The organism is Brackiella oedipodis DSM 13743 (assembly GCF_000621025.1).
Taxonomy (GTDB): Bacteria; Pseudomonadota; Gammaproteobacteria; order Burkholderiales; family Burkholderiaceae_B; genus Oligella; species Oligella oedipodis.
Genome location: NZ_JHZJ01000010.1, coordinates 144,657 through 165,157 on the forward strand (window position 1 = coordinate 144,657; position 20,501 = coordinate 165,157).

At 46.6% G+C, this 20,501-nt stretch carries 18 protein-coding genes, 1 tRNA gene and 1 other RNA gene; 5 read left to right on the plus strand and 15 right to left on the minus strand.

Annotated features, from left to right (window positions below):
* Positions 1-135 precede the first annotated feature (135 nt).
* A complete protein-coding gene (gene lgt, locus Q335_RS0102180; RefSeq protein ID WP_028357233.1) occupies positions 136-927 on the plus strand; it encodes a prolipoprotein diacylglyceryl transferase in 792 nt (263 codons plus the stop codon).
* Here the strand turns inward: lgt and Q335_RS09990 are convergent.
* From Q335_RS09990 to Q335_RS08965, 6 genes are all read right to left on the minus strand, one after another.
* Entirely contained in the window at positions 896-1,621 is a 726-nt protein-coding gene (locus tag Q335_RS09990; RefSeq protein WP_051532238.1) for an SIMPL domain-containing protein, read from the minus strand. The genes lgt and Q335_RS09990 overlap by 32 nt on opposite strands.
* A gap of 74 nt (positions 1,622-1,695) precedes the next feature.
* Positions 1,696-1,877, minus strand: a non-coding RNA gene (gene ssrS, locus Q335_RS10095) — 6S RNA.
* A gap of 59 nt (positions 1,878-1,936) precedes the next feature.
* A complete protein-coding gene (locus tag Q335_RS0102195; protein ID WP_028357235.1) occupies positions 1,937-2,239 on the minus strand; it encodes a cell division protein ZapA in 303 nt (100 codons plus the stop codon).
* Positions 2,239-2,649 (minus strand): hypothetical protein, encoded by a 411-nt coding sequence (locus Q335_RS0102200; RefSeq protein ID WP_028357236.1) that lies wholly within the window; start codon positions 2,647-2,649, stop codon positions 2,239-2,241. Before Q335_RS0102200 ends, Q335_RS0102195 begins: the two co-directional genes overlap by 1 nt.
* Positions 2,650-2,857: 208 nt before the next feature.
* Positions 2,858-3,337: a hypothetical protein gene (locus Q335_RS0102205; RefSeq protein ID WP_028357237.1), complete on the minus strand. Its 480-nt coding sequence runs from the start codon at positions 3,335-3,337 to the stop codon at positions 2,858-2,860.
* 110 nt (positions 3,338-3,447) lie between these two features.
* Positions 3,448-4,020 carry a c-type cytochrome gene (locus tag Q335_RS08965; protein ID WP_051532239.1) on the minus strand — a complete coding sequence of 191 codons (573 nt, stop codon included), beginning with the start codon at positions 4,018-4,020 and terminating at the stop codon, positions 3,448-3,450.
* Between the two features lie 253 nt (positions 4,021-4,273).
* On the opposite strand from Q335_RS08965, the gene Q335_RS0102215 reads away from it, so the two are divergent.
* Positions 4,274-4,348, plus strand: a tRNA-Arg gene (locus Q335_RS0102215).
* A 376-nt stretch (positions 4,349-4,724) separates the two neighbouring features.
* Here the strand turns inward: Q335_RS0102215 and Q335_RS0102220 are convergent.
* Positions 4,725-6,026 (minus strand): arsenic transporter, encoded by a 1,302-nt coding sequence (locus Q335_RS0102220; RefSeq protein WP_028357238.1) that lies wholly within the window; start codon positions 6,024-6,026, stop codon positions 4,725-4,727.
* 184 nt (positions 6,027-6,210) lie between these two features.
* On the opposite strand from Q335_RS0102220, the gene Q335_RS08970 reads away from it, so the two are divergent.
* On the plus strand, positions 6,211-7,614 hold the full coding sequence (locus Q335_RS08970; RefSeq protein WP_084493506.1) for a chloride channel protein: 1,404 nt from the start codon (positions 6,211-6,213) through the stop codon (positions 7,612-7,614).
* Here the strand turns inward: Q335_RS08970 and Q335_RS0102230 are convergent, their stop codons facing one another.
* On the minus strand, positions 7,615-8,106 hold the full coding sequence (locus tag Q335_RS0102230) for an aminoacyl-tRNA deacylase (protein ID WP_028357239.1): 492 nt from the start codon (positions 8,104-8,106) through the stop codon (positions 7,615-7,617). It lies immediately after the preceding gene.
* A gap of 436 nt (positions 8,107-8,542) precedes the next feature.
* Between Q335_RS0102230 and Q335_RS0102235 the strand changes: the two genes are divergently transcribed.
* Entirely contained in the window at positions 8,543-9,988 is a 1,446-nt protein-coding gene (locus tag Q335_RS0102235) for an MFS transporter (protein WP_028357240.1), read from the plus strand.
* A gap of 83 nt (positions 9,989-10,071) precedes the next feature.
* On the opposite strand, the gene Q335_RS0102240 is transcribed toward Q335_RS0102235, so the two are convergent.
* The 7 genes from Q335_RS0102240 to Q335_RS0102270 form a co-directional block, all read right to left on the minus strand.
* Positions 10,072-11,733 carry a long-chain-fatty-acid--CoA ligase gene (locus tag Q335_RS0102240; RefSeq protein WP_051532240.1) on the minus strand — a complete coding sequence of 554 codons (1,662 nt, stop codon included), beginning with the start codon at positions 11,731-11,733 and terminating at the stop codon, positions 10,072-10,074.
* Positions 11,734-11,873: 140 nt separating this feature from the next.
* Complete coding sequence (locus Q335_RS0102245) at positions 11,874-13,052, minus strand: acetyl-CoA C-acyltransferase (RefSeq protein ID WP_028357242.1); 1,179 nt, start codon at positions 13,050-13,052, stop codon at positions 11,874-11,876.
* Between the two features lie 138 nt (positions 13,053-13,190).
* Entirely contained in the window at positions 13,191-14,714 is a 1,524-nt protein-coding gene (scpC, locus tag Q335_RS0102250; protein WP_028357243.1) for a succinyl-CoA:acetate CoA-transferase ScpC, read from the minus strand.
* Positions 14,715-14,819: 105 nt separating this feature from the next.
* A complete protein-coding gene (locus Q335_RS0102255) occupies positions 14,820-16,061 on the minus strand; it encodes an AmpG family muropeptide MFS transporter (protein ID WP_051532241.1) in 1,242 nt (413 codons plus the stop codon).
* A gap of 47 nt (positions 16,062-16,108) precedes the next feature.
* Complete coding sequence (gene metW / locus Q335_RS0102260) at positions 16,109-16,768, minus strand: methionine biosynthesis protein MetW (RefSeq protein ID WP_084493507.1); 660 nt, start codon at positions 16,766-16,768, stop codon at positions 16,109-16,111.
* An 8-nt stretch (positions 16,769-16,776) separates the two neighbouring features.
* Positions 16,777-17,943, minus strand: a complete 1,167-nt coding sequence (gene metX, locus Q335_RS0102265; RefSeq protein ID WP_038369257.1) for a homoserine O-succinyltransferase MetX — start codon at positions 17,941-17,943, stop codon at positions 16,777-16,779.
* A gap of 179 nt (positions 17,944-18,122) precedes the next feature.
* Positions 18,123-18,683, minus strand: coding sequence for a hypothetical protein (locus Q335_RS0102270; protein WP_028357247.1), 561 nt, complete (start codon positions 18,681-18,683; stop codon positions 18,123-18,125).
* Between the two features lie 163 nt (positions 18,684-18,846).
* Between Q335_RS0102270 and gshA the strand changes: the two genes are divergently transcribed.
* On the plus strand, positions 18,847-20,442 hold the full coding sequence (gshA, locus tag Q335_RS0102275; RefSeq protein ID WP_028357248.1) for a glutamate--cysteine ligase: 1,596 nt from the start codon (positions 18,847-18,849) through the stop codon (positions 20,440-20,442).
* Positions 20,443-20,501 lie beyond the last annotated feature (59 nt).

Below are 20,501 nucleotides of genomic sequence, written 5' to 3' on the forward strand. Positions count from 1 at the left end.
TTTAATTTTACTGAAAATTCGCCCCCCACAGCAATAATCTTAAGGCGCTAGTGCCATTGGTCTAAAAGGCCGAGCCCAAGCATCAGCACATTACTGTACAATAGGGCTTCACCTATTTTTAGACGGTACAGCATGATTCTCACCCACCCTCAATTTGATCCTATCGCCTTTAGTATTGGCCCTTTATCCGTGCATTGGTATGGCCTAATGTATTTATTAGGTTTCGCGGTAGCATGGGCATTGGCCTCTTTTCATATCAAAAAAGGACTCTCGCCGATTTCGACTAAGCAAATGGAAGATACGATTTTTTATGTGGTCTTAGGGGTGGTCTTAGGCGGCCGTTTAGGGTATGTGCTCTTCTATCAGCCGAGTTATTACTTTAGCCATCCTAGTCATATTTTTGCCATTTGGGATGGCGGCATGTCTTTTCATGGCGGTTTGCTTGGGGTGCTCACCGTGATCTTGTTGCAAGCGTGGCGTTATGGATTAACTTTTTTTCAGTTAGCGGATTTTGTGGCTCCCTTAGTGCCACCCGCCTTGGCATTTGGTCGTTGGGGTAATTTTATTAATGGGGAACTCTGGGGACGGCCTACCAATGGTCAATGGGGCATGATTTTCCCTAGTGCAGGTGATTCACTACCGCGCCATCCCTCACAATTGTATGAGCTCACCCTAGAAGGTGTGGTCTTATTTTTGATTCTTTGGTGCTTTTCTTCTAAACCACGTCCTACTGGGCAGATCAGTGCGTTATTTTTAATCTTTTATGGTTTATTTAGGTTCTTAGTGGAATATACCCGCGAGCCCGATCGTTATTTAGGCACCCTCGCCCTTGGTCTTAGTATGGGCCAATGGTTATCGGTGCCTATGATCGTATTTGGTATTCTGTTATTTGTAATTAGTGCAAGAAAACAGACCCCTGCACGGTAACCTTAATGGTTTGTTTACCACTTTGTAGTGGGACTTGTGCATCTTCAGCCGCAACTGCTCGCATGGCCATCATCCGTGGGGCATGTTCGGCAGTGATTTGACTGTCTTGCAAGGATACATTGCCGATCTCGTAACCAGCATAACCAAACGATTTAGCGCTGGCTTGTGCCTTGTCTTTAAAATTAGCAATGGCCTGATCCCGTAATTCATTTTCGGTTTGTTCACGAAGCTGATCTGAGACACTGAAGCTAATATTATCAAGTGTCATAGCATCGGCGACTTTGTTCACAAAGGCAGAGGCTTTTTGCAGGTCAGCACCTCGCACATACATTTGCGCCGTCGCATGCCAGACCGGAGCCGACCTTTTATGATCGTCATCTTGGGCCTCCATCCACATCTGGTAATTACCTGTACTGATCTGTAGATCACTCTCTTCCTTGCCCTTTTGCGCGACGGTTTGCATGGCTTTATTCATTTTTTGGGCTAGCTCTTTTTGGTCGGTACCACGCCATTCCTTATTCAGGGTCAATGTTACCCGATCTTGTTTGACCTCTTTGCTTGCCGCTGCCGCAATCGTCAACTGCGCTGCTTGCTGATTCTTAACCGCGGTCGATTCTGCGGCTAGGGCTGAAGGCGGCAACACTAGGATTGCACCAAGAATTGAGAGAGAGGAAATGAGAGAACGAAGTTTCATGGTGAATACCTCTTATGAGAGTGATCTGAGGATCATAATAGAAAAGGCAAACGAATGATTCGTTTGCCCCTGTGAAAAATCCCGCGGGTACCGTCAAGACCGGCATCTCGAACCCAGTAAGTTCAAGTGGCGATCACACAAATAGTTTCGGGTTCATCTGACAAAGAGACGATCGCTCCCACTATTTGATTAGACTGCCTGTGCCGTAAGCATCGGTAAGAGAATCTAGGTCAAGTCACGAATACCGCAGGAATAAGCCTTTAAATTCTTAGGACTATTTTACTATTTTTGGTCGTTATTTTCAAAAAAGCCTGCTTATTTGAGACGGTCAATAGCAGAGTCTAATAGGTTATTAATATTGGTCATTTTGGCTTTCACTTCACCGAAGGCTAAGCCTTGGAAAGGCCCATCTGGTGACTGTACCGATTGCAATTCTTTGGAAAGCTGAATAGCGGCCATTAAAGCGACGCGATCCACGGTCATCTTAGGGGCGCTATTCTGAATTCTAGACATCAAACGATCAACCTCAGTGACGGCTTTAAGCAGTTTTTCTTTTTCGTCTGGATCACAACTTAGGGTTAATTCTTTGCCTAATACGGTGACATTAAAGCGTTCCATTAAGCTTCCCCTTGTGGTTGGCCGGGTAGATTAGAGAGCACATGGGCGACCTTTTTGCGCGCCTGAGCGAGGCCTTGACGATAATTCAAAGACTGCTCTTGTAGCTGCGCTAATTCTGTGCGAGCAGCGTGCAGAGCTTGTGTCAGTTCATTGATCTGCGCTTGCAGCGCTTGATTGCTCTTTTGCGCTTGTTCTGTGGCTGTCTGAATTTGTGCATTAACATCCTGCAAACGTGCTTCTGATTCTTGCAGCGCCTGCTTTTGTTGAGCTTCAGTCGCTTGTAGAGCAGTGACATGCTGCTGACTGAGTTGCAGTTCTTGTTTGAGCTGTTGGCGCTCCTGCTCATGTTGCTTAGACAGCTGAATAAGCACACCAACCCTGGCTTCTATCTGATCAAGTTCTTCTAACATAGTCTGTCAACTGTAAAATATCGAAGGCACTTAGGAGCCTGTGTTGTTGTACACACAAAAGACTTTGCCGTGTGGTGCCATAGCTAAAGCTGTATATTAACACTTTTGTCTAATAGAATTGATTTTACAGTTTTTTTTACAAGCAAAAGCGCTGCCCTAAGGAGTAAGACAACGCTTTTTTACTTGATATGGGTACGAATTTAACGCTTTAAGAGCGCAAAGAAGATACGTGCTTTTTTTCAGCTCGCTTGATAAAGAATAAAGCAATCAAAACAATGACCAAACCAGTCAGAGCCATTAGGGCGACTAACCCTTCTGGAAAGGTAATTTGTTGTTGTACAGGCAGTTGCTCAATCGCCATTTGCGCTTGCGGCAAAATAAAAAAACGAGACATCAAAAAACACAAAACCACACTAAGGATTACCGTCAATAATGTTTGGTAGGCCTTATGATACATAGCACTATAAAAGATCGCGCTCAATAATGAGGGTATGCCATAGACTGTGGCAAATAATATGGCAATCGCCACGCCAAATACTAAAGGTTTGGTCACAAAACCTAAGCCAGCCACCTCATGTTGCACATCAAAGACATATTCTATGCCAACACTCAAACCCAGTAATAAACCACTGATTAAGCCCCCTAAAATAAAGCTAATCCAGATTCTCCAAAAACTTAATCGCTGCATATTTCCTCTTCTATTCGTAAAGCCTGACCACAAATAAAAATATGGCGGGTCAACCCCGCCATCTCATGCCATCATAAATGCGCTCAGCTTTCTTGAAATGAGCACAGATATTATTGAGCGGGCTCAGGTGTAGCGGGGGCAGGTTCCTGACCTTCCGGTGCTGATACCGGTGCCTCTGGTGCAGAATCCTCGGCCTTGGCACCAGCATCTTGTGCAGAGACTTCGGCAAAATGACCACCCGAATGGTTCACCATATAGACGACAGCACTTTTTACCTCGTCATCAGATAAGTTAGGATTACCACCTTTGGCAGGCATACCGTTAAAGCCTTTTAGGGCTTTTTCAAAAACGGCGGCTTCGCCCTCTTGAATACGCGGCGCCCATGCAGAGGCATCTTCGAACTTCGGTGCGCCCGCTAAACCGGCGCTATGACAGGTTGAACAGACTTGTTGATACACTTGCTCTGCGGTGAGTGGTACGTCTGATTTTGGTGCTTGTAATTCGACGCCTGTGTTGTATAAAGCGACTGGAGCAATACGTGTATCCACATCCAACTGATCTTCTTCGGACAACGGCATACTCCCATTAGCGTAAATAAGAAAAACGACAACCACCAGCGGTACAATCGTAACTGAAGAAAACCAAGGAAATTTGGTACCAGGCTTATGAGGCTTATTTGACATATCAATACCCGATTAGACGATAGAATAATCATTATTAGAAATACTAACTATTATAAGCTCAAGCACTGGCTTGATAGCGTAGGAATTTACGTGATTTACCCCGCTTTTTGCACTAAATCCTAAATTAATCAAATGTCTTTTACTTATCAAACTACTTGATAAGGCCTCATACCTCTCTCTTTTCGAAAATACATCACTACCGTTATTGTTGTGAGACTCGCTTTTAAGTTAAAATATAAAGCTATTTTGCTGAGTCACCGTAGTTCAATGGATAGAATTAGAGTTTCCGAAGCTCTCGATACAGGTTCGATTCCTGTCGGTGACGCCAAACCCCATCTTCAAATATCTTTGATTGTCTTCAAATACCCTCAAAAACCAATAAAAACAATCACTACCTCATAGAAGCACTTTTTTAAGATCAATCACCTGTTGTGGTCTTCAATGGTATTAAAAGTGAATTGCTAGTATTCTGAAATCAAAATGCCAGCACAAAAAATTAACCGATAGCAGCATGCGCTCAGGAGTCGGGTTATAGTGTTTATTATCACTCAGACACCCACACAGTCCTAAGTGAAATGCGCTCTCTTAGCGGATGGGTCGGATGGACGCTAATGGAATAGCTACCCAATCGCCTAAAAAATGATGAGTTAGTATCTAAATATAGACGTCTCTTTGTCAGGCACTCAAGCGCAGGATGAGTGCACTTACAAAATATGCACCCACGCGACCAAAGCTAATAAGACAATTAATAAAACCGGCGGCGTGATCAACAAACCAATTTTCATATATTGCCCCCAAGTGATGATGACGCCCTTACGCGCCAATACATGCAACCACAAAAGGGTCGCTAGACTACCTATTGGCGTAAATTTCGGTCCCAAATCATTGCCGATGACATTGGCATAAACCATGAGTTCTTGTGTATGTGCAGACACCTGTGCCTCATCAATAGTGAGAGCGCCTATCAATGTAGAAGGCAAATTATTCATCACAGAAGCTACTATGGCTGACAAAAAACCTGTGCCTACAGTAGCGATCACGTCATCTTGTTGTGCCAGATAACGCAGTACCATAGCACCGTAATGACTCAAAAAGGCCTGGCCCATACCGTACACCACTAGGTACATCCCCAAAGAAAACAGAACGATTTGCCAAGGCGCATTTTTGATGGCTTGCGAGACTGATAGAACAGCCCCCTCGCCAGCACGCCACCAACGTCCTGCTAAAGCCAAAAACAGTAGGGCTACGCTGCCCGTAATCACAGAAACAGGTATACCCAAAGGGGTCGCCACGAAATACGCCAGTAACAAAATCAGCAATAAAGGCCAAGAGGCCTTAAAAACAAGGGGATCGACAATGGCTTGCTGTGGTGCTTCGAGCGACGCCACAGGATAAGAAGCAGGAATTTGCTTACGAAAATACAACCACAACACAACCAACGTAGTCAGTACAGAAATAATATTGACAGGTACCATCACCACGGCATAGCGATTAAAACCGATCCCAAAAAAATTGGCACTCACAATATTCACTAAATTTGAGACTACCAAGGGTAAACTACTGGTATCTGCGACAAACCCCGTCGCGATAATAAACGCCAAGGCGGCCTTAGGCTTGAATTTAAGATTTAGCAATAGTGCCAGGACGATAGGCGTAAGCAATAAGGCAGCCCCGTCGTTGGCAAAAAATGCCGCTATCAGTGCGCCCAAAACGATTATCAGAGGAAATAAACGCCTACCATCGCCCTGCCCCCAGCGGGCTACGCGCAACGCTGCCCAAGCAAAAAATCCTGCTTGATCAAGTATCAAAGAAATCGCCACTAACGCCACAAAAGTAAACGTGGCATCCCAGACGATATGCCAAACCACGGTGACATCTTGCCAATTCACCACGCCTGTCATTAAGGCCAATGCCGCTCCCATCAGCGCCGTCCAACCTATGCCTAAGCCCTTCGGTTGCCAAATCACAAACACCAATGTGATGACGAAAATAGTAAAAGCTAACATAAGAGAAATAAAAGAAAAAAACCTGCCTGCTCAGTGTGTTACCGCCCTAGTTTTTAATTTTAACAAGATGTTAAGTATTCGCTAGGCTTTTTAATGGTGGCAGAGCCCCTATAAAAAGCGTCATTAGTTTTTTTGATATGATAGTAACGCACTGTATTGATTATCAAAATCTCTGTTATCCACAATGTTACTCAGCCCTGCTCGCAAAAAGCGTTGGCGCTATGCGGCCTATCACAAATTCTCACAATTAAAACGCTTTTTCAAAAAATCTATTCCCCTTATTTTGCTCACCGTCGGGGCTACGTTGGTCGCATTAAGTTCCTTATTTTTTGCGCATTTAGCGGATTACGCCTTACTTAAAAATGTCGAATGGGTTCAAGATAAATGGTGGTACGCTTGGCTGGTATTGCCCCTTGGTTTGGTGGTCATTGTTTGGCTCACGCGTACCTTCGCTCCTTACACATCAGGGAGTGGGATCCCGCAGGTCATTGCCGGCATGGAGTTGCCCCTAAAGCAACGCCTTCGGTTAGTCGGATTTAAACAAACACTCCTCAAAATCCCACTGACTTTTTTAGGGATGTTTGTGGGTGCCTCTACCGGTAGGGAGGGTCCTTCAGTACAAGTAGGGGCGGCTGTGATGCTGGCTTGGGGTCGGTTTTGTCGTAAACACGGCTGGTTTGTTCGCACCTGGCATGGTCATTATTTATTAGCCGCCGGTGCCGCTGGTGGTTTAGCGGCCGCTTTTAATGCCCCGTTAGCGGGGGTTATTTTTGCGATCGAGGAATTAGGTCGCGGTTTGAAATTACGCTGGCAACGTCAAATATTTATATGTATTTTGATTGCGGGTTTTGTCCGTGTCGCGCTAGAAGGCAACAACCCCTACTTTAAGCACTTTCAAGGCGATGAAATCACCCATATGGTGTGGTGGGTCATCGTCTTTGGTATTCTCTGCGGGATTACCAGTGGTTTATTTGCGCGTGCTCTTTTTAAGGGGCCCACTTGGTTATTACCAAGCCATTTTCGTGGTTGGATCCGTAAGCATCCACTCTGGTTGGCGGCCATTTTAGGACTGCTCCTAGCGGCGTTGGGGTCGCTGAGTCAGGGCACTAGCTATGGTACTGGCTATCAGTTTGCGAGTGCCGGCTTGCAAGGGGAAAGTGGCTTATTAGGAGCCTCTGTCGCCAAATGGTTGGCCACAGTTTTTTCTTATTGGTCTAATATTCCGGGAGGCATTTTTACGCCCTGCCTCACGATTGGCGCCATGATGGGTCAAGACTTGGCACAGCTCTTTAATATGTACGATGCGACCAATATTATCGTGCTGCTATGTATGGCTGCTTTTTTGTCGGGCGCGACACAGGCCCCCCTCACGTCCAGTGTGGTGGTGATGGAAATGACGGATAGTCAATCTTTGCTATTTTGGATGTTGATTGCGTGCATTATCGCTGCACAAATTTCCAAACAATTTAATCCTCGTCCTTTTTATCATGCAGCAGGTGAGCGCTTTAGACGCCTAATTCAGCAGCAAGCTCACGAGGCCCAAAAACACAGCCAGGGTCCGACGCCGCCAGCACAAAAACCGTCTTAATTATTTAGGGATGGCCACCTCAACCACTTGCGCTTGCAATGTCTTTGTGAGTACTGATGGATCCATACTTAACAGGTAACCGCGGCGTCCGCCATTAATAAAAATCTCTGGTAAGTCTAAAATACTTTTTTCAACCCAGATCGGCATTTTTTTGCGGGTTCCAAAGGGTGACGTACCCCCGATCTGATAACCAGAATGCTTAGGCGCCACTGCAGGATCACAGGCTTGCATTTTCTTGACACCAATCTGCCGCGCTAAGTTTTTGGCAGAGACTTTGCAATCTCCGTGCATCAAAATCACATGGGGTTTGCCATGCTCATCCTCAAAGATCAGCGTTTTGATCACGGCATGCTCGTCTGTGTGTAGTTGGGCCGACGATTCACGTGTGCCCCCATGTTCAACATACTCATAATTATGTTCTGTGTAACTCACCCCGTGTTTTTTTAAAAAAACAATGGCTGGGGTTTCGGATACGTGCTTGGTTTTACTCATGAATATCTGGTGGTTCCAAAAAAGACTCAATTGCAAATAGTACAACGCTCGCCTCCAATTGACTACCATTAGCGTTAAATCAAGGCTTGTGGTTGCGCGCACAAACATGACTGAAACGCTCAAAATGTCTTCAAGCACGTCTATAGGATTCTGACGGATGCAAACCCAGTTACTGGGACGAAGACAGCCACTCGTTTCGTCAATTCACAACAGGGGTATGTTTGCTAAGCGCTGAAGCAAATGTGACATGGCCAAGATGCCATCATCGTGCCTGCTAGCTGCTGACTTGCTGTGCCACAAATGGATGCTATCGTATGCCGCTATTGCAAGCCGTAACGCGCTCGCAGGGCGCTGACTCATGGAAAAAGCGGTGCTATGTCATTCTAAGATAACGCAAGGTTATAATGGTATAGCGAATTCATGCGACTCTTTGACTATGCCAAATCCTTTTTCTAGACATTCTCAGCCAGAGCTCTCCGAAGCAGCCACTTTACGTATCGTGCCTTTAATCGTTGGCGTTACGCTATTTATGCAAATGCTTGACTCCACGATTGTGGCCACCGCCCTACCGCAAATGGCCAGCGCCTTCGGCACCACCCCTATTCGCATGAATGTCATTATTTCGAGCTACTTACTCACAGTCGCTGTGTTTGTACCGATAAGTGGTTGGGCAGCGGATCGTTTTGGTGCCAAACGGGTTTTTTTCTGGGCCGTGGCTCTGTTTATCGGCACATCTATTACTTGCGCTCTGGCCTGGGATCTGCACAGTCTAGTGTTCTCGCGAATTCTACAAGGTCTATCTGGCGCCATGTGTGTCCCCGTTGGGCGCATTATTATGTTACGTAGTATTCCGCGCTCAAAAATCCTTGAAGCCAATAATGTGTTGACTATCCCGGCCTTAATGGGTCCCGTATTAGGCCCTCCCGTGGGTGGTTTTCTAGTGACTTATGCGAGTTGGCATTGGATCTTTTTAATCAATATTCCGATTGGTTTACTAGGTTTATTTTTAATTCATCGGTACATGAGGGAATTCAAAGATGAAGACAAACCTAAATTGGATTGGCTCGGTTTCTTTTTGACCGGCATTAGTATGGCCACTTTTATTCTAGGTATCGAATACCTGGGACAACACCGTCCTATATTGGCCTTGCTATTAATCGCTATCGCCATAGTCAGTTTTACTTTATATAGCCGGCATGCTAAGCATCATGCCAATCCGATTTTAGACCTGGAGCTATTACGAATCCCCACGTTTAAAGTTTCCTTATTGGCCGGTAACCTGATACGGCTCTCCGTGAGTGCTATTCCGTTTTTATTGGCCTTGCTTTTACAAGTGACCTTCCATTACTCTGCCTTTGATAGTGGCTTGATTATTTTGGCCATCGCCGTTGGTTCATTTGTGGCTAAATTTGTCACGACGACCACGTATAGTCATTGGGGATTTAGAAGTGTGCTTTTAGTCAATGCCTTTATTCATGGTCTATTGATTATCGTCATTAGCGCTTTTACGGCTCATAGCCCGCTCATTATTATGTTGATTGTCCTGTTTTTTAATGGCGCGACCCGCTCATTAATGTTTACTGGGGTCAATAGCATGATTTATGCAGATATCGATAAGCGGCAAATGAGTAAAGCCGGTTCTTTTGTATCTGCCGCTCAACAAATTGGTTTTGCCCTCGGTATTGGCTTAGCGACCCTTAGTGTGGATACCAGTATGACCTTGCTTAATCATGAGCATCTACAAATTTTTGATATTCATGTAGGCCTTTGGGTGATTGGCTTATTTTCTATGCTCTCGGCCTGGTGGTTTTATGGTCTGGCAGCCGATGCCGGCAGCAATATTGTAGATATTCACCACAAACCGCATCGCCACGAAAAATAAATTTTAGGCGCACCTTCTTGGCTTCAAAAAAAACAGAGCCTCACTATTATATGAAGGCTCTGTATCGAACAACAGATTTGGCGCTAGCCTTGTAACTGGCGCCACAAAACTTTACCAGACCCGGTTTTCGGTAAAGCATCCGTAAATTCAATAATGCGCGGTACCTTGTAGGCTGCCATACGTTCTTTGCACCAAGCGATTATTTGCTCTTTGAGCTCATCGCTCGCCGCTCCACGGGGTACCACCACGGCCTTGACGGTTTCACCACGACGCGGATCTTTTGCCGCCACCACACACACCTCTTTGATATCTGGGTTCTTATACATAAAAGATTCTATTTCGGCGGGCCATACCTTGAAGCCTGAGGCATTAATCATGCGTTTGAGTCGATCCACCAAGAAGAAATAACCCTCCTCATCGTAATAGCCTAAATCGCCAGTACGAATATACTTATCACCATCGATCTCCACAAATACTTCTGCTGTCGCCTGAGGATTTTTCCAGTAGCCCGTCATATTTTGTGGACCGCTTAAGAGGATTTCGCCGACTTCGTTGGCCGGTAGTAGCTGTGTGGTACCGGGTTCTACGACCAGGGCTTTGGTTGCAAAAACAGGGATACCCAAGCATTGTTTTTTCATGTGTTCGGGAGGGTTGCAGGTGGCCATGGCCATGGTCTCAGTCATCCCATAACCTTCTAGATAACCTATCCCAGCCAATTTAAAAAGCTTGTCGGCAATCGCCTCGGGCATGGCGGCACCCCCGCCACTCAAACGAACCAACGAAGACAAGTCGTATTTTTGGATTAACTCCTCGTCGTTGAGCAAATCAATGACCATGGGCGCGACCATCGCTGCCGAGGCAATTTCGTAACGCTCTATGCACTGCGCTGAAGCGATACGATCCCAGCGTGACAGGATGACCAAAGTCGCCCCCATAAACACATGGCAATTCATGACCTGCATGCCCGTCACATGAAAGAATGGCAACACCGCCAGACTCACCCAAGCGGCAGGCACCCCGGTATAGCCCCAGCCGAGTACATTGACAACACTGACTTGAATCGAGCCATGCGTATGCATCGTTCCCTTAGGATTACCAGTGGTACCGGAGGTGTAAGGCATGACACATAGGTCGTCAGGATTGACGTGAGCCACTTGTGGGGTCAGTTCTTGACGCAGCGCGTGACGCCAGGCCACACAGTACTCATTGCTAGGCTCAATATAGTCATCAGCGACAAAGCCTGGCACATAAATATCCGTTTGTTCAGGTAAAAAGTCCCGATAGCAAGCGACAATCGTGTGCTCCACGTGATTGCCATCTGCATACAAGTGATGGTAAATATCTTGGGCGGCAATCGCCACTGTGGCCTCGGTGTCACTGATATAGTGCTGCAGCTCTAGTGGTTGAGACATCGGGTTAATGGGAACCACAACAGCACCACAAGCCAAAATCGCATAATAAGCGATCATAAATTGCGGGCTATTTTGCATGAATAATAAAACCCGATCGCCTTTTTTGAGATCGCATTGTTGTTGCATATAACCCGCGAGATAATCTACCTGGCGCTTGAATTCTGTGTAGTTAATCTCCTGACCATAATAAATCATCGCAATTTGATCAGGGTACCTGGCCGTGCTCACCACTAAGTTGTCGTAGACACTGGTCTGCGGTGCAATGAGGCGATTGGTAAGGTTTTTAGGCCAATAAGTATTGGGTACTTTAGGCTGATTAGTCACTTGACTCATGCTTGTCTCCTAGCTGTTTTTAGTTGTTATGATTGTGCTGCTTGGCTAAAATTCAGTCGCAAAAAAAGCCTACCCACAAGGCGTACTAGGGGCAGGCTTTAACACAACAGCACACTCTGTCGCGGCTGCGGATATGATTGTTAGAATACTTCGAATAAACCTGCAGCCCCTTGACCGCCACCAATACACATGCTGACGACAACGTATTTGACACCACGACGCTTACCTTCGATGAGCGCGTGACCGACTAGACGTGAACCTGTCACACCATAAGGGTGACCGACGGCAATCGCACCGCCATTGACATTCAGATCCTCGTCTGGGATGCCCAGTTTATCGCGACAATATAGCACTTGGCAGGCGAACGCTTCATTGATTTCCCAAAGACCAATATCAGACATTTTGAGGCCAGTGCGCTCTAACAAACGAGGAATAGCAAAGACGGGACCGATACCCATTTCGTCTGGTTCACAACCCGCCACTGTAAAGCCACGGAAAGCGCCCAAAGGCTCTAGTCCTTGCTTTTCGGCGAGTTGACGTTCTACGATCACGCAAGCGGAGGAACCATCGGAAAACTGGCTGGAGTTACCGGCGGCCACGACACCACCTGGGAAGACCGGACGGATGCCAGATACCCCTTCGTAAGTGGTGTCTGGGCGGATACCTTCGTCGGCATCGATGCTTGCTTCTATGTAGCGGTATTCACCCGTGTCTTTATCAATGACGCGTTTGATGGTTTGGACAGGGATGATTTCGTCTTTGAATTTACCCGCTTGTTGAGCTGCCGCCGCACGTTGTTGACTGCGTGCACCGTAACGGTCTTGTTCTTCACGAGAAATATTGTAACGGCTAGCGACGTTTTCGGCCGTTTCTAACATGGAGAGGTATAAGTCAGGCTTGTTTTTGAGGATCCATGGGTCCTTATCCATGTGTTGGTTTCTTTCGTTTTGGACACATGAAATGCTCTCGACCCCCCCCGCGATAATAGCTGGGGTGCCCTCGTTGATGACCCGACCGGCCGCAATCGCAATGGCTTGCAAACCAGACGAGCAGAAACGATTAACCGTCATGCCCGCCGTGGTAACTGGTAAGCCAGAACGGATGGCAATCGCGCGTGCAATATTACCGCCTGTTGTGCCTTCTGGGAAGGCACAACCAATCACGCAATCTTCGATTAAGCCTGGATCGACTTTAGAGCGAGCAACGGCCTCTTGGACAGAAAAAGCGCCTAAGGTTGCCCCGTGTGTGTTGTTAAATGCCCCTTTCCAAGACTTTGCCAGTCCCGTACGAGCGGTAGAAACGATAACTGCCTCTTTCATATGTCCTCCGTGGATGTGTAGTCCAAAGCGATGACGCCACTATGAACTAATTTTTATAGATATAAATACATTGGCATTTATATTGGCATACTTCAGGGCAGAAATTAATACGGGTTTACATTAGGCACTCAGTAGGTTCTACATATGACCTTCTTTTTCGTAGCGATCGTGCCAGCTTAAGGCCTCGGACAGGATATGTGGCGTATGTTGATCGCGACCATTATGACAGGCTCGGTTAAAGTAATCCCAAAGTTTATCTTTGTAATCAGGATGGGCACAGTTTTCGATGATCTTGACGGCGCGTTGTTTAGGCGAAAGACCACGTAAATCAGCTAAACCCTGCTCGGTGACGAGAATTTGTACATCGTGCTCGGTATGATCAACATGCGAGACCATAGGGACGATACCGGAAATATCGCCGTCTTTAGCGATAGAAGGACGCACAAAGAAACACAAGAAGGCGTTACGAGCAAAGTCACCTGAACCGCCAATACCATTCATAATTCCGCTACCCATCAAGTGGGTGGAATTGACATTACCATAGATATCGGCTTCTACCATGCCATTGATGGCAATCACGCCTAAACGGCGAATCACCTCAGGATGATTACTTATTTCTTGGGTTCGCAAAATAATGCGTTGACGGTAAAAATCAATATTGTCGTTAAGCTCTTTGACACCGTCCGGACTTAGGGATAAAGAGGTCGCTGAAACCTTTGTGAGCTTGCCGGATTTGATCAGACTTAACATGCCATCTTGGATCACTTCTGTATAAGAGGTGAGATTTTCAAAGTGGCTGTCTTGGAGGCCGGCTAACACCGCATTGGCAATATTACCTACCCCAGATTGTAGTGGTAGTAAGTTCTCAGGCAAGATGCCTTTTTGGACTTCTTTTTCGAGGAATTTAATGATGTGTTGTGCGATTTTTTTGGAATCTTGATCAGGTTCCTTAAAGGCGTTGACGCGGTCTTGGCCACGCGTTGGCACAACAGCGATGATTTTGTCGGGGTCGCATTGATAGCACGGCTGACCAATTAAATCATCGGTTTTTTCGATCATGACTGGCTTACGATGCGGCGGCAAGCGCGTACCATAGTAGATATCATGCATACCCTCAAGTTTTTCGGACAAATCAGCGTTCACTTCAATAATGATTTTGTCGGCCAAATCAATCCACGTTTTGTTATTACCCACTGAAGCGGCAGGAATCAGGCTTCCATCTTCTTTGATACCTGCCACCTCAATGATCGCCATGGATAACTTGCCAAAAAAACCAAACCAGGTATATTGCGCGACATGGGATAGATGGATATCCATATATTGCATATGACCTTGGTTAATTTCATGGCGCGTTTTGGGATCTGATTGGTATGGCAAACGCATTTCAATACCCTGGGCTTCAGCTAGCGCACCGTCAAGCTCAGGTGCGGTAGAAGCGCCTGTCCAAACACCAATCCGGAACTGCTCACCGCGATCGTGGGCCGCTTTAATGCGTTTCGCTAAGGCTTGTGGCACCTCTTTTGGGTAGCCTGAACCCGTAAAGCCACTCATGCCAATATTAATCCCCGGGGGAATCAAGGCCGCTGCGTCTTCAGCTGACATGACTCGATCATGTAATTGCTTACATTTAATACGCGATAAATCAAAATTTTGCTCTGACATCCATTCCTCTCTCAAAATTAAATAATTGAAAATGCATAGAATTGACAATAAAAAAATGGTCAATCCATTGATATTTTTATAATCATGCAAACGCCAGCAACTGACTTAGTTTGGAACCGCGTCAATGGCTTGAATACGTTTACGATAGGCAAACAAAAGTAGCAAGCCTGGCACGGCGATTAAGACCGTAATCAAGAAAAAAGCCGGCCAATCCAAATGCTCCACCAAAACGGGGGTAATTGGACCCGCTAAAAAGACCCTGCCGACAGATGCTAAGGCGGTCAGCAGCGCAAATTGGGTGGCTGTGAACTTAGGGTGACAGAGTCCCATGACCAAACTCACGAACGCCGCCGTTCCCAGTCCTCCACAGAGATTCTCAATCCCAACCGCTGTTGCCATCACATAGATATTTTTGGGTGTGATAGCCACGAACCAATAGGCAAGATTGGAAAAAGCCTGTAGCACACCAAAAAACATCAAGGATTTGTAAATTCTAAGGCGAGCCATAATAGCGCCGCCAAGTAGTGCCCCTATTATAGTAGCAACAACTGCTAACACTTTATTGACATAGCCGATGGTCTCGGGAGAAAAACCCGCCCCCCGAATCAGGAAAGTCGTCGATAACGCCCCTGCGAAAGCATCGCCTAGCTTGTACAGAATGATTAAGGACAGCAACATTAAGGCTTCTGGGCGCCCAAAAAACTCTTTGAAAGGATCCACAAACGCATCTAGTAAATTACGCGGTGGTTGCACTTCCTTAGGTTCTGGACTTAAGGCACTGATCAGGGCAAAAATCAACATCAAGCCGCCCATCAATTGATACACGCCCCCCCAATTAAAGTAGCGCTCGGCCAAGACCATGGCCAGCCCCCCTGAGACAATCATCCCCAAACGATAACCAAAGGTGCGAATCGCCGCGCCTGCCGCCCGCTCATCGGTATTGAGAATCTCGGTACTATAAGCATCAAACGCAATATCTTGTGTCGCCGATAAAAAAGCAATCAAAGTGGCTAATATAGCCACCCATAATAGGTCTTGAGCGGGATCGATATGCCCAAGTATAAAGAGCACTAGTGCTAACGCCACTTGCGTAACCACCATCCAACCCCGGCGGCGCCCCAAAAATGGCGGTATATAACGATCCAGTAAAGGCGCCCATAAAAATTTGAAGGTATACGCTGAACCCACTAAAGTTAGCAAACCGATTTTAGAGAGTGAAACATTGCTAACGGTCACCCAGGCCTGCAAAGTCGCCCCTGTCAATGCCAAGGGTAAGCCACTGGCCATCCCCAAAAAAAGCAAAGGGTAGACACGAGGACTGAAATAAGTAGTGATACCTTTGAACAAAACAACTCCAGAAACAAAATAAGCAAAGATTAGCGATATTCTGCCACTTATGAAGTTTTAAAGTAGTAGAGAGCCAAACTACTACGCCAATTTTTTAGGAAATTGACTTCTTTATTGTTATTGAGGGTATAACGTTGCAAAATCCTAAAGCCCATGGATCGCGCTAAGTCTTCAAAGTCACGCAGTGTGCATAAATGGATATTCGGCGTGTTGTACCACTCATAAGGCATCTGACCTGTGACCGGCATGCGCCCCGTCAAAATGGACCACCAATGGCTCCAGTGACCGAAGTTCGGAAAAGACACCACACCGTAATCGGCCACACGTGCCATTTCTTTGAGGATATGCTCGGTATTGAGCATCGCTTGTAAGGTTTGGGACAAAACCACCACATCAAACTGCTTATTATCGAACAAAGCCAAACCATCTTCGAGGTTTTGCTGGATCACATTCACGCCATTGCCAACACAGGAAATAACTCGATCATTATCAATCTCAACCCCGACGCCATCGACCTGTTTGTGGGTTTGCAAATGTTTCAGCAAGACGCCTTGACCACAGCCCAAATCAAGCACGCGGGATTTATTTGGAATCCAGCCAGCGATTTTTTGTAGATCAGCACGCAACAATTGCGGCGGATAGGCGATCCCCGCGGCGTTGGCGACCTCTTGAGAATGTGGATGAGAGTGCAAGGTAGATTCTGACATACTAAAACCTAATAACCGTTAGCTTCGGCAATGCGTTGATAAAAAGCACGTACCACCTGATGATAAGTAGGATCTGCCATCAAAAATGCATCGTGACCATGCGGCGCATCGATTTCGGCATAGCTAATGGACTGTTGGTTTTTGAGCATGGCGCGCACTAACTCACGCGAACGCGCTGGCGGAAAACGCCAATCTGTCGTAAAAGAAATCGCCAAAAAATTCGCTTGGGCGCGCTTTAAGGCTACGGCGAGGTCGCCATTACCGTATTTGCGGGCAGGATCGAAATAATCTAAGGCTCGGGTAATCAATAAATACGAATTAGCGTCAAAAAAGCGTGAGAATTTTTCACCTTGATAGCGTAAATAGGATTCGACTTCGAACTCGACTCCATAGCCATATTGATAGTGACCATTAGCCGCAAAATTACGACGCTCGCGACCAAACTTAACGGCCATATCATCATCCGACAAATAGGTGATATGGCCGATCATGCGTGCTACCGATAAACCCTGGGCAGGTACCAACTGATGCTCGTAATAGTTGCCATTGTTAAAGTCAGGATCACTAATAATGGCACAGCGTGCGACTTCATTGAAGGCGATATTTTGGGCAGAAAGACTAGGCGTACTAGCCACCACAATACAATTGGCGACTCGCTCCGGCCATTGCATAGCCCAGCTCATCGCTTGCATACCTCCTAAGGAGCCGCCCATCACAGCTGCGAATTTTTGGATGCCATAATAATCGGCTACGCGAGCTTGTGCATTGACCCAGTCCTCGACGGTGACCATAGGAAAACATCCGCCCCACGGTTTACCCGTCTCTGGACAAATACTCGCAGGTCCCGTTGAACCAAAACACGAACCAAGATTATTGACACCAATCACAAAAAAACGGTTGGTATCCAACGGTTTTCCTGGTCCCACCATATTGTCCCACCACCCAATGTCTTTATGATCATCGGCATTGACGCCCGCCACATGGTGTGAAGCATTAAGGGCGTGACACACTAGGACTGCGTTACTGGCATCTGCATTGAGGTGGCCATAGGTTTCGACGGCTAGGGTATAGGAGGCAAGCATTTGACCGCTACTCAAGCGCAACGGTTCATCAAAGTGTAAAAACTGTGGTCGGACGTAGCCGACGCTGTTTGCAGCCAAGGGCGCAGCTGTCATTTTGTCTCCTTGAGCAGCTCGCTTATTGGACTGAAGTTGCGTTTGTTGTAATTGATTATTGACGTTAGTCTCAGACATAAACACCTTTTAGCGGAATTTTTTGGCGCCCGCAAGCGTGCAAATCGGCGCTAGTTATAAAGTTTGTGCTAATTATCATAACATTAACACAGGCGTTTAGTTTAAGGTGCTGCCTGAGTGGTCTCTGAAGCGATACGTACCGAATCGAGAAATTTTTGGCTGCTCTGCTCAAACGCTGGACTATCGGGGCCTAAGGCGTAAACTTGCGCCACCACATTGCCTTTTTGTAGCACCACGGCATTAATCACAAAGCTTTGCGACATGACTTGGTACCACAGCTTAAAGCGCTCACCAATTTTGGGATGCAAAGGCTGTCGGGCTCCATGGATATTTTGCAGTTGCATAGAATCTAAGAGCCAAGCCGCATCACTGTCAGCGCGAGCACCCTGCTCTGGATAGACTGCATATAAGACATGATAGGTTTGTTCTCCGACTTGCGCGCTCCAATGCACCAAATTTAATTGACTGCCATCCGCCCGTTCAAGTTCGCGACTTGTCGTACGCACCGAATCGGGAAAATCTGCTTGTATCACGCCAGGTTTTGCTTGCTGCTGCCAGCTGTGCGCGTAAGTGGGAAAAGCTAAGGTTAAAAGTAGCAAAGCGAAACCGATCATGATCGCTCTCGATGAGCCAATCCCTCGGCGTGGTGATGCGCCAACCATGGCTAAACTCCTTAAACAATGTTTGATCGCTCATTAGCGTATATACCAAATAGTGTCATCATATAACTATAAGGTGATAAACAGTGATACAGTTATAATCTTGTACTATATCGATTTTGTGCATAGCGCCGTTATCGTCCTTATTCATCAGGAACTCTCGTGTATGTATCGTCGTTTTGAACTTATCAAATCCCATCCAGAACTACTCAAGCGTATGCAGCGCGGTATTGAGCGTGAGAGCCTACGCATCAACCCGCAAGGGCGTTTAGCACTCACCGTACATCCAGCCAAACTAGGCGCGGCCCTGACGCATCCTTCTATTACGACGGACTACTCAGAATCATTACTCGAATTGGTCACTGGCACCCATCATAGCGTGCCCGAGCTCTTTGCAGAGCTGCAACGAGTACATGTGTTTGTGACTCAAAATATGCAGTCAGATGAGTCTATGTGGATGCATTCTATGCCTTGTAAATTGCCTGCCGAGCCACAAATTCCCATCGCTTGGTATGGCACCTCAAATAGCGGCATGCTCAAGCATGTTTATCGTCGCGGCTTGGCAGAGCGCTATGGCAAAAAAATGCAATGCATTGCGGGCATACACTATAACTTTTCTTTACCTTCAGAGGTGTGGGAAGTCCTCAACTTTAAAGGCGCAAACACCCAAGAAAAACAATCAACAGGTTATTTTGCTTTATTGCGTAACTTTAAACGCTATAGCTGGATGTTAATGTATCTTTTTGGGGCTTCGCCTGCCATGAATCGTGACTTCATCGAGCAAAACAGCGATACATTAAAGGAGCTCAATGAGCTAACCTCCTATATGCCCTATGCTACAAGCTTACGCATGAGCGACTTTGGCTACAAAGATGAGGCTCAAGACAGCCTCAATGGCAGCTTTAATCATCTGGATGACTATGTCCGCATGATGTACAAAGCCGTCACCAAGCCTTGGCCTCCGTACCAAGCCATCGGCACACACCGTGACGGCGAGTGGATTCAGCTCAATACCAATATTCTACAAATCGAAAACGAATTCTATTCGACCATTCGTCCTAAACGTACGACGGCCAGGGGTGAGCGCCCCAACACCGCCCTCCTCCAAAAAGGCGTGCAATACATCGAGGTGCGTTGTTTGGATATTGATCCTTTTGAAGCCACCGGTGTCAGTCCAGTGACCTGCTATTTTATGGATACCTTCCTACTCTGGTGCGTTCTCAAAGATAGTCATAACTTCGATAAGCATGGCAACTGTAATATTTGCAATCAGAATTTCGCCAAGGTCGTCACTGAAGGACGCCATCCTGACCTGCAACTCCAAAAAGCCGATGGTAGTGGCGCGATTTCACTCCAGGATTGGGGGCTAGAACTGCTTCAAGATATGCGTCCTGTGGCGGCCTTACTCGATCAAGCGCTCGAGACCAACGCCCATACCGAGGCACTAGAGCAGCAGGCCCAAAAATTCCATGATGTCCGTCAGACGCCTTCGGCACGTTTTGTAGAACAACTTCAAACTACCGAGTTGGGCTTTAATGAGCTGGTACTTCGTAATAGTCTGCAACAAAGCCAACAATTGCGTCTCAGCGAGCTAGACGAGGATGTGCAGCAACAATTCATTCAAGCGGCAAAAGACTCCATCGATGCGCAAAAGCAATTAGAACTGAACGACGATATTAGTTTTGAAGAATATCTCAAACGCTTTTTAGAGGAATTAATCGATCCCGATAAAGCCCAGAACGCCGCCTCAGACGATGACTAAGCCCTAGGGGCTAGGATCTAGGATCTGGTGGAATCTGGGATCTAGAATAGCATCCTTCT

Excerpts from the sequence above, each read along its gene's own strand:
- Q335_RS09990 (WP_051532238.1), bottom strand. The coding sequence starts at position 1,621 with ATGAAACTTCGTTCTCTCATTTCCTCTCTCTCAATTCTTGGTGCAATC.
- Q335_RS0102195 (WP_028357235.1), bottom strand. The coding sequence starts at position 2,239 with ATGGAACGCTTTAATGTCACCGTATTAGGCAAAGAATTAACCCTAAGT.
- Q335_RS0102200 (WP_028357236.1), bottom strand. The coding sequence starts at position 2,649 with ATGTTAGAAGAACTTGATCAGATAGAAGCCAGGGTTGGTGTGCTTATT.
- Q335_RS0102205 (WP_028357237.1), bottom strand. The coding sequence starts at position 3,337 with ATGCAGCGATTAAGTTTTTGGAGAATCTGGATTAGCTTTATTTTAGGG.
- Q335_RS08965 (WP_051532239.1), bottom strand. The coding sequence starts at position 4,020 with ATGTCAAATAAGCCTCATAAGCCTGGTACCAAATTTCCTTGGTTTTCT.
- Q335_RS0102220 (WP_028357238.1), bottom strand. The coding sequence starts at position 6,026 with ATGTTAGCTTTTACTATTTTCGTCATCACATTGGTGTTTGTGATTTGG.
- Q335_RS08970 (WP_084493506.1), top strand. The coding sequence starts at position 6,211 with ATGTTACTCAGCCCTGCTCGCAAAAAGCGTTGGCGCTATGCGGCCTAT.
- Q335_RS0102230 (WP_028357239.1), bottom strand. The coding sequence starts at position 8,106 with ATGAGTAAAACCAAGCACGTATCCGAAACCCCAGCCATTGTTTTTTTA.
- Q335_RS0102235 (WP_028357240.1), top strand. The coding sequence starts at position 8,543 with ATGCCAAATCCTTTTTCTAGACATTCTCAGCCAGAGCTCTCCGAAGCA.
- Q335_RS0102240 (WP_051532240.1), bottom strand. The coding sequence starts at position 11,733 with ATGAGTCAAGTGACTAATCAGCCTAAAGTACCCAATACTTATTGGCCT.
- Q335_RS0102245 (WP_028357242.1), bottom strand. The coding sequence starts at position 13,052 with ATGAAAGAGGCAGTTATCGTTTCTACCGCTCGTACGGGACTGGCAAAG.
- scpC (WP_028357243.1), bottom strand. The coding sequence starts at position 14,714 with ATGTCAGAGCAAAATTTTGATTTATCGCGTATTAAATGTAAGCAATTA.
- metW (WP_084493507.1), bottom strand. The coding sequence starts at position 16,768 with ATGTCAGAATCTACCTTGCACTCTCATCCACATTCTCAAGAGGTCGCC.
- metX (WP_038369257.1), bottom strand. The coding sequence starts at position 17,943 with ATGACAGCTGCGCCCTTGGCTGCAAACAGCGTCGGCTACGTCCGACCA.
- Q335_RS0102270 (WP_028357247.1), bottom strand. The coding sequence starts at position 18,683 with ATGGTTGGCGCATCACCACGCCGAGGGATTGGCTCATCGAGAGCGATC.
- gshA (WP_028357248.1), top strand. The coding sequence starts at position 18,847 with ATGTATCGTCGTTTTGAACTTATCAAATCCCATCCAGAACTACTCAAG.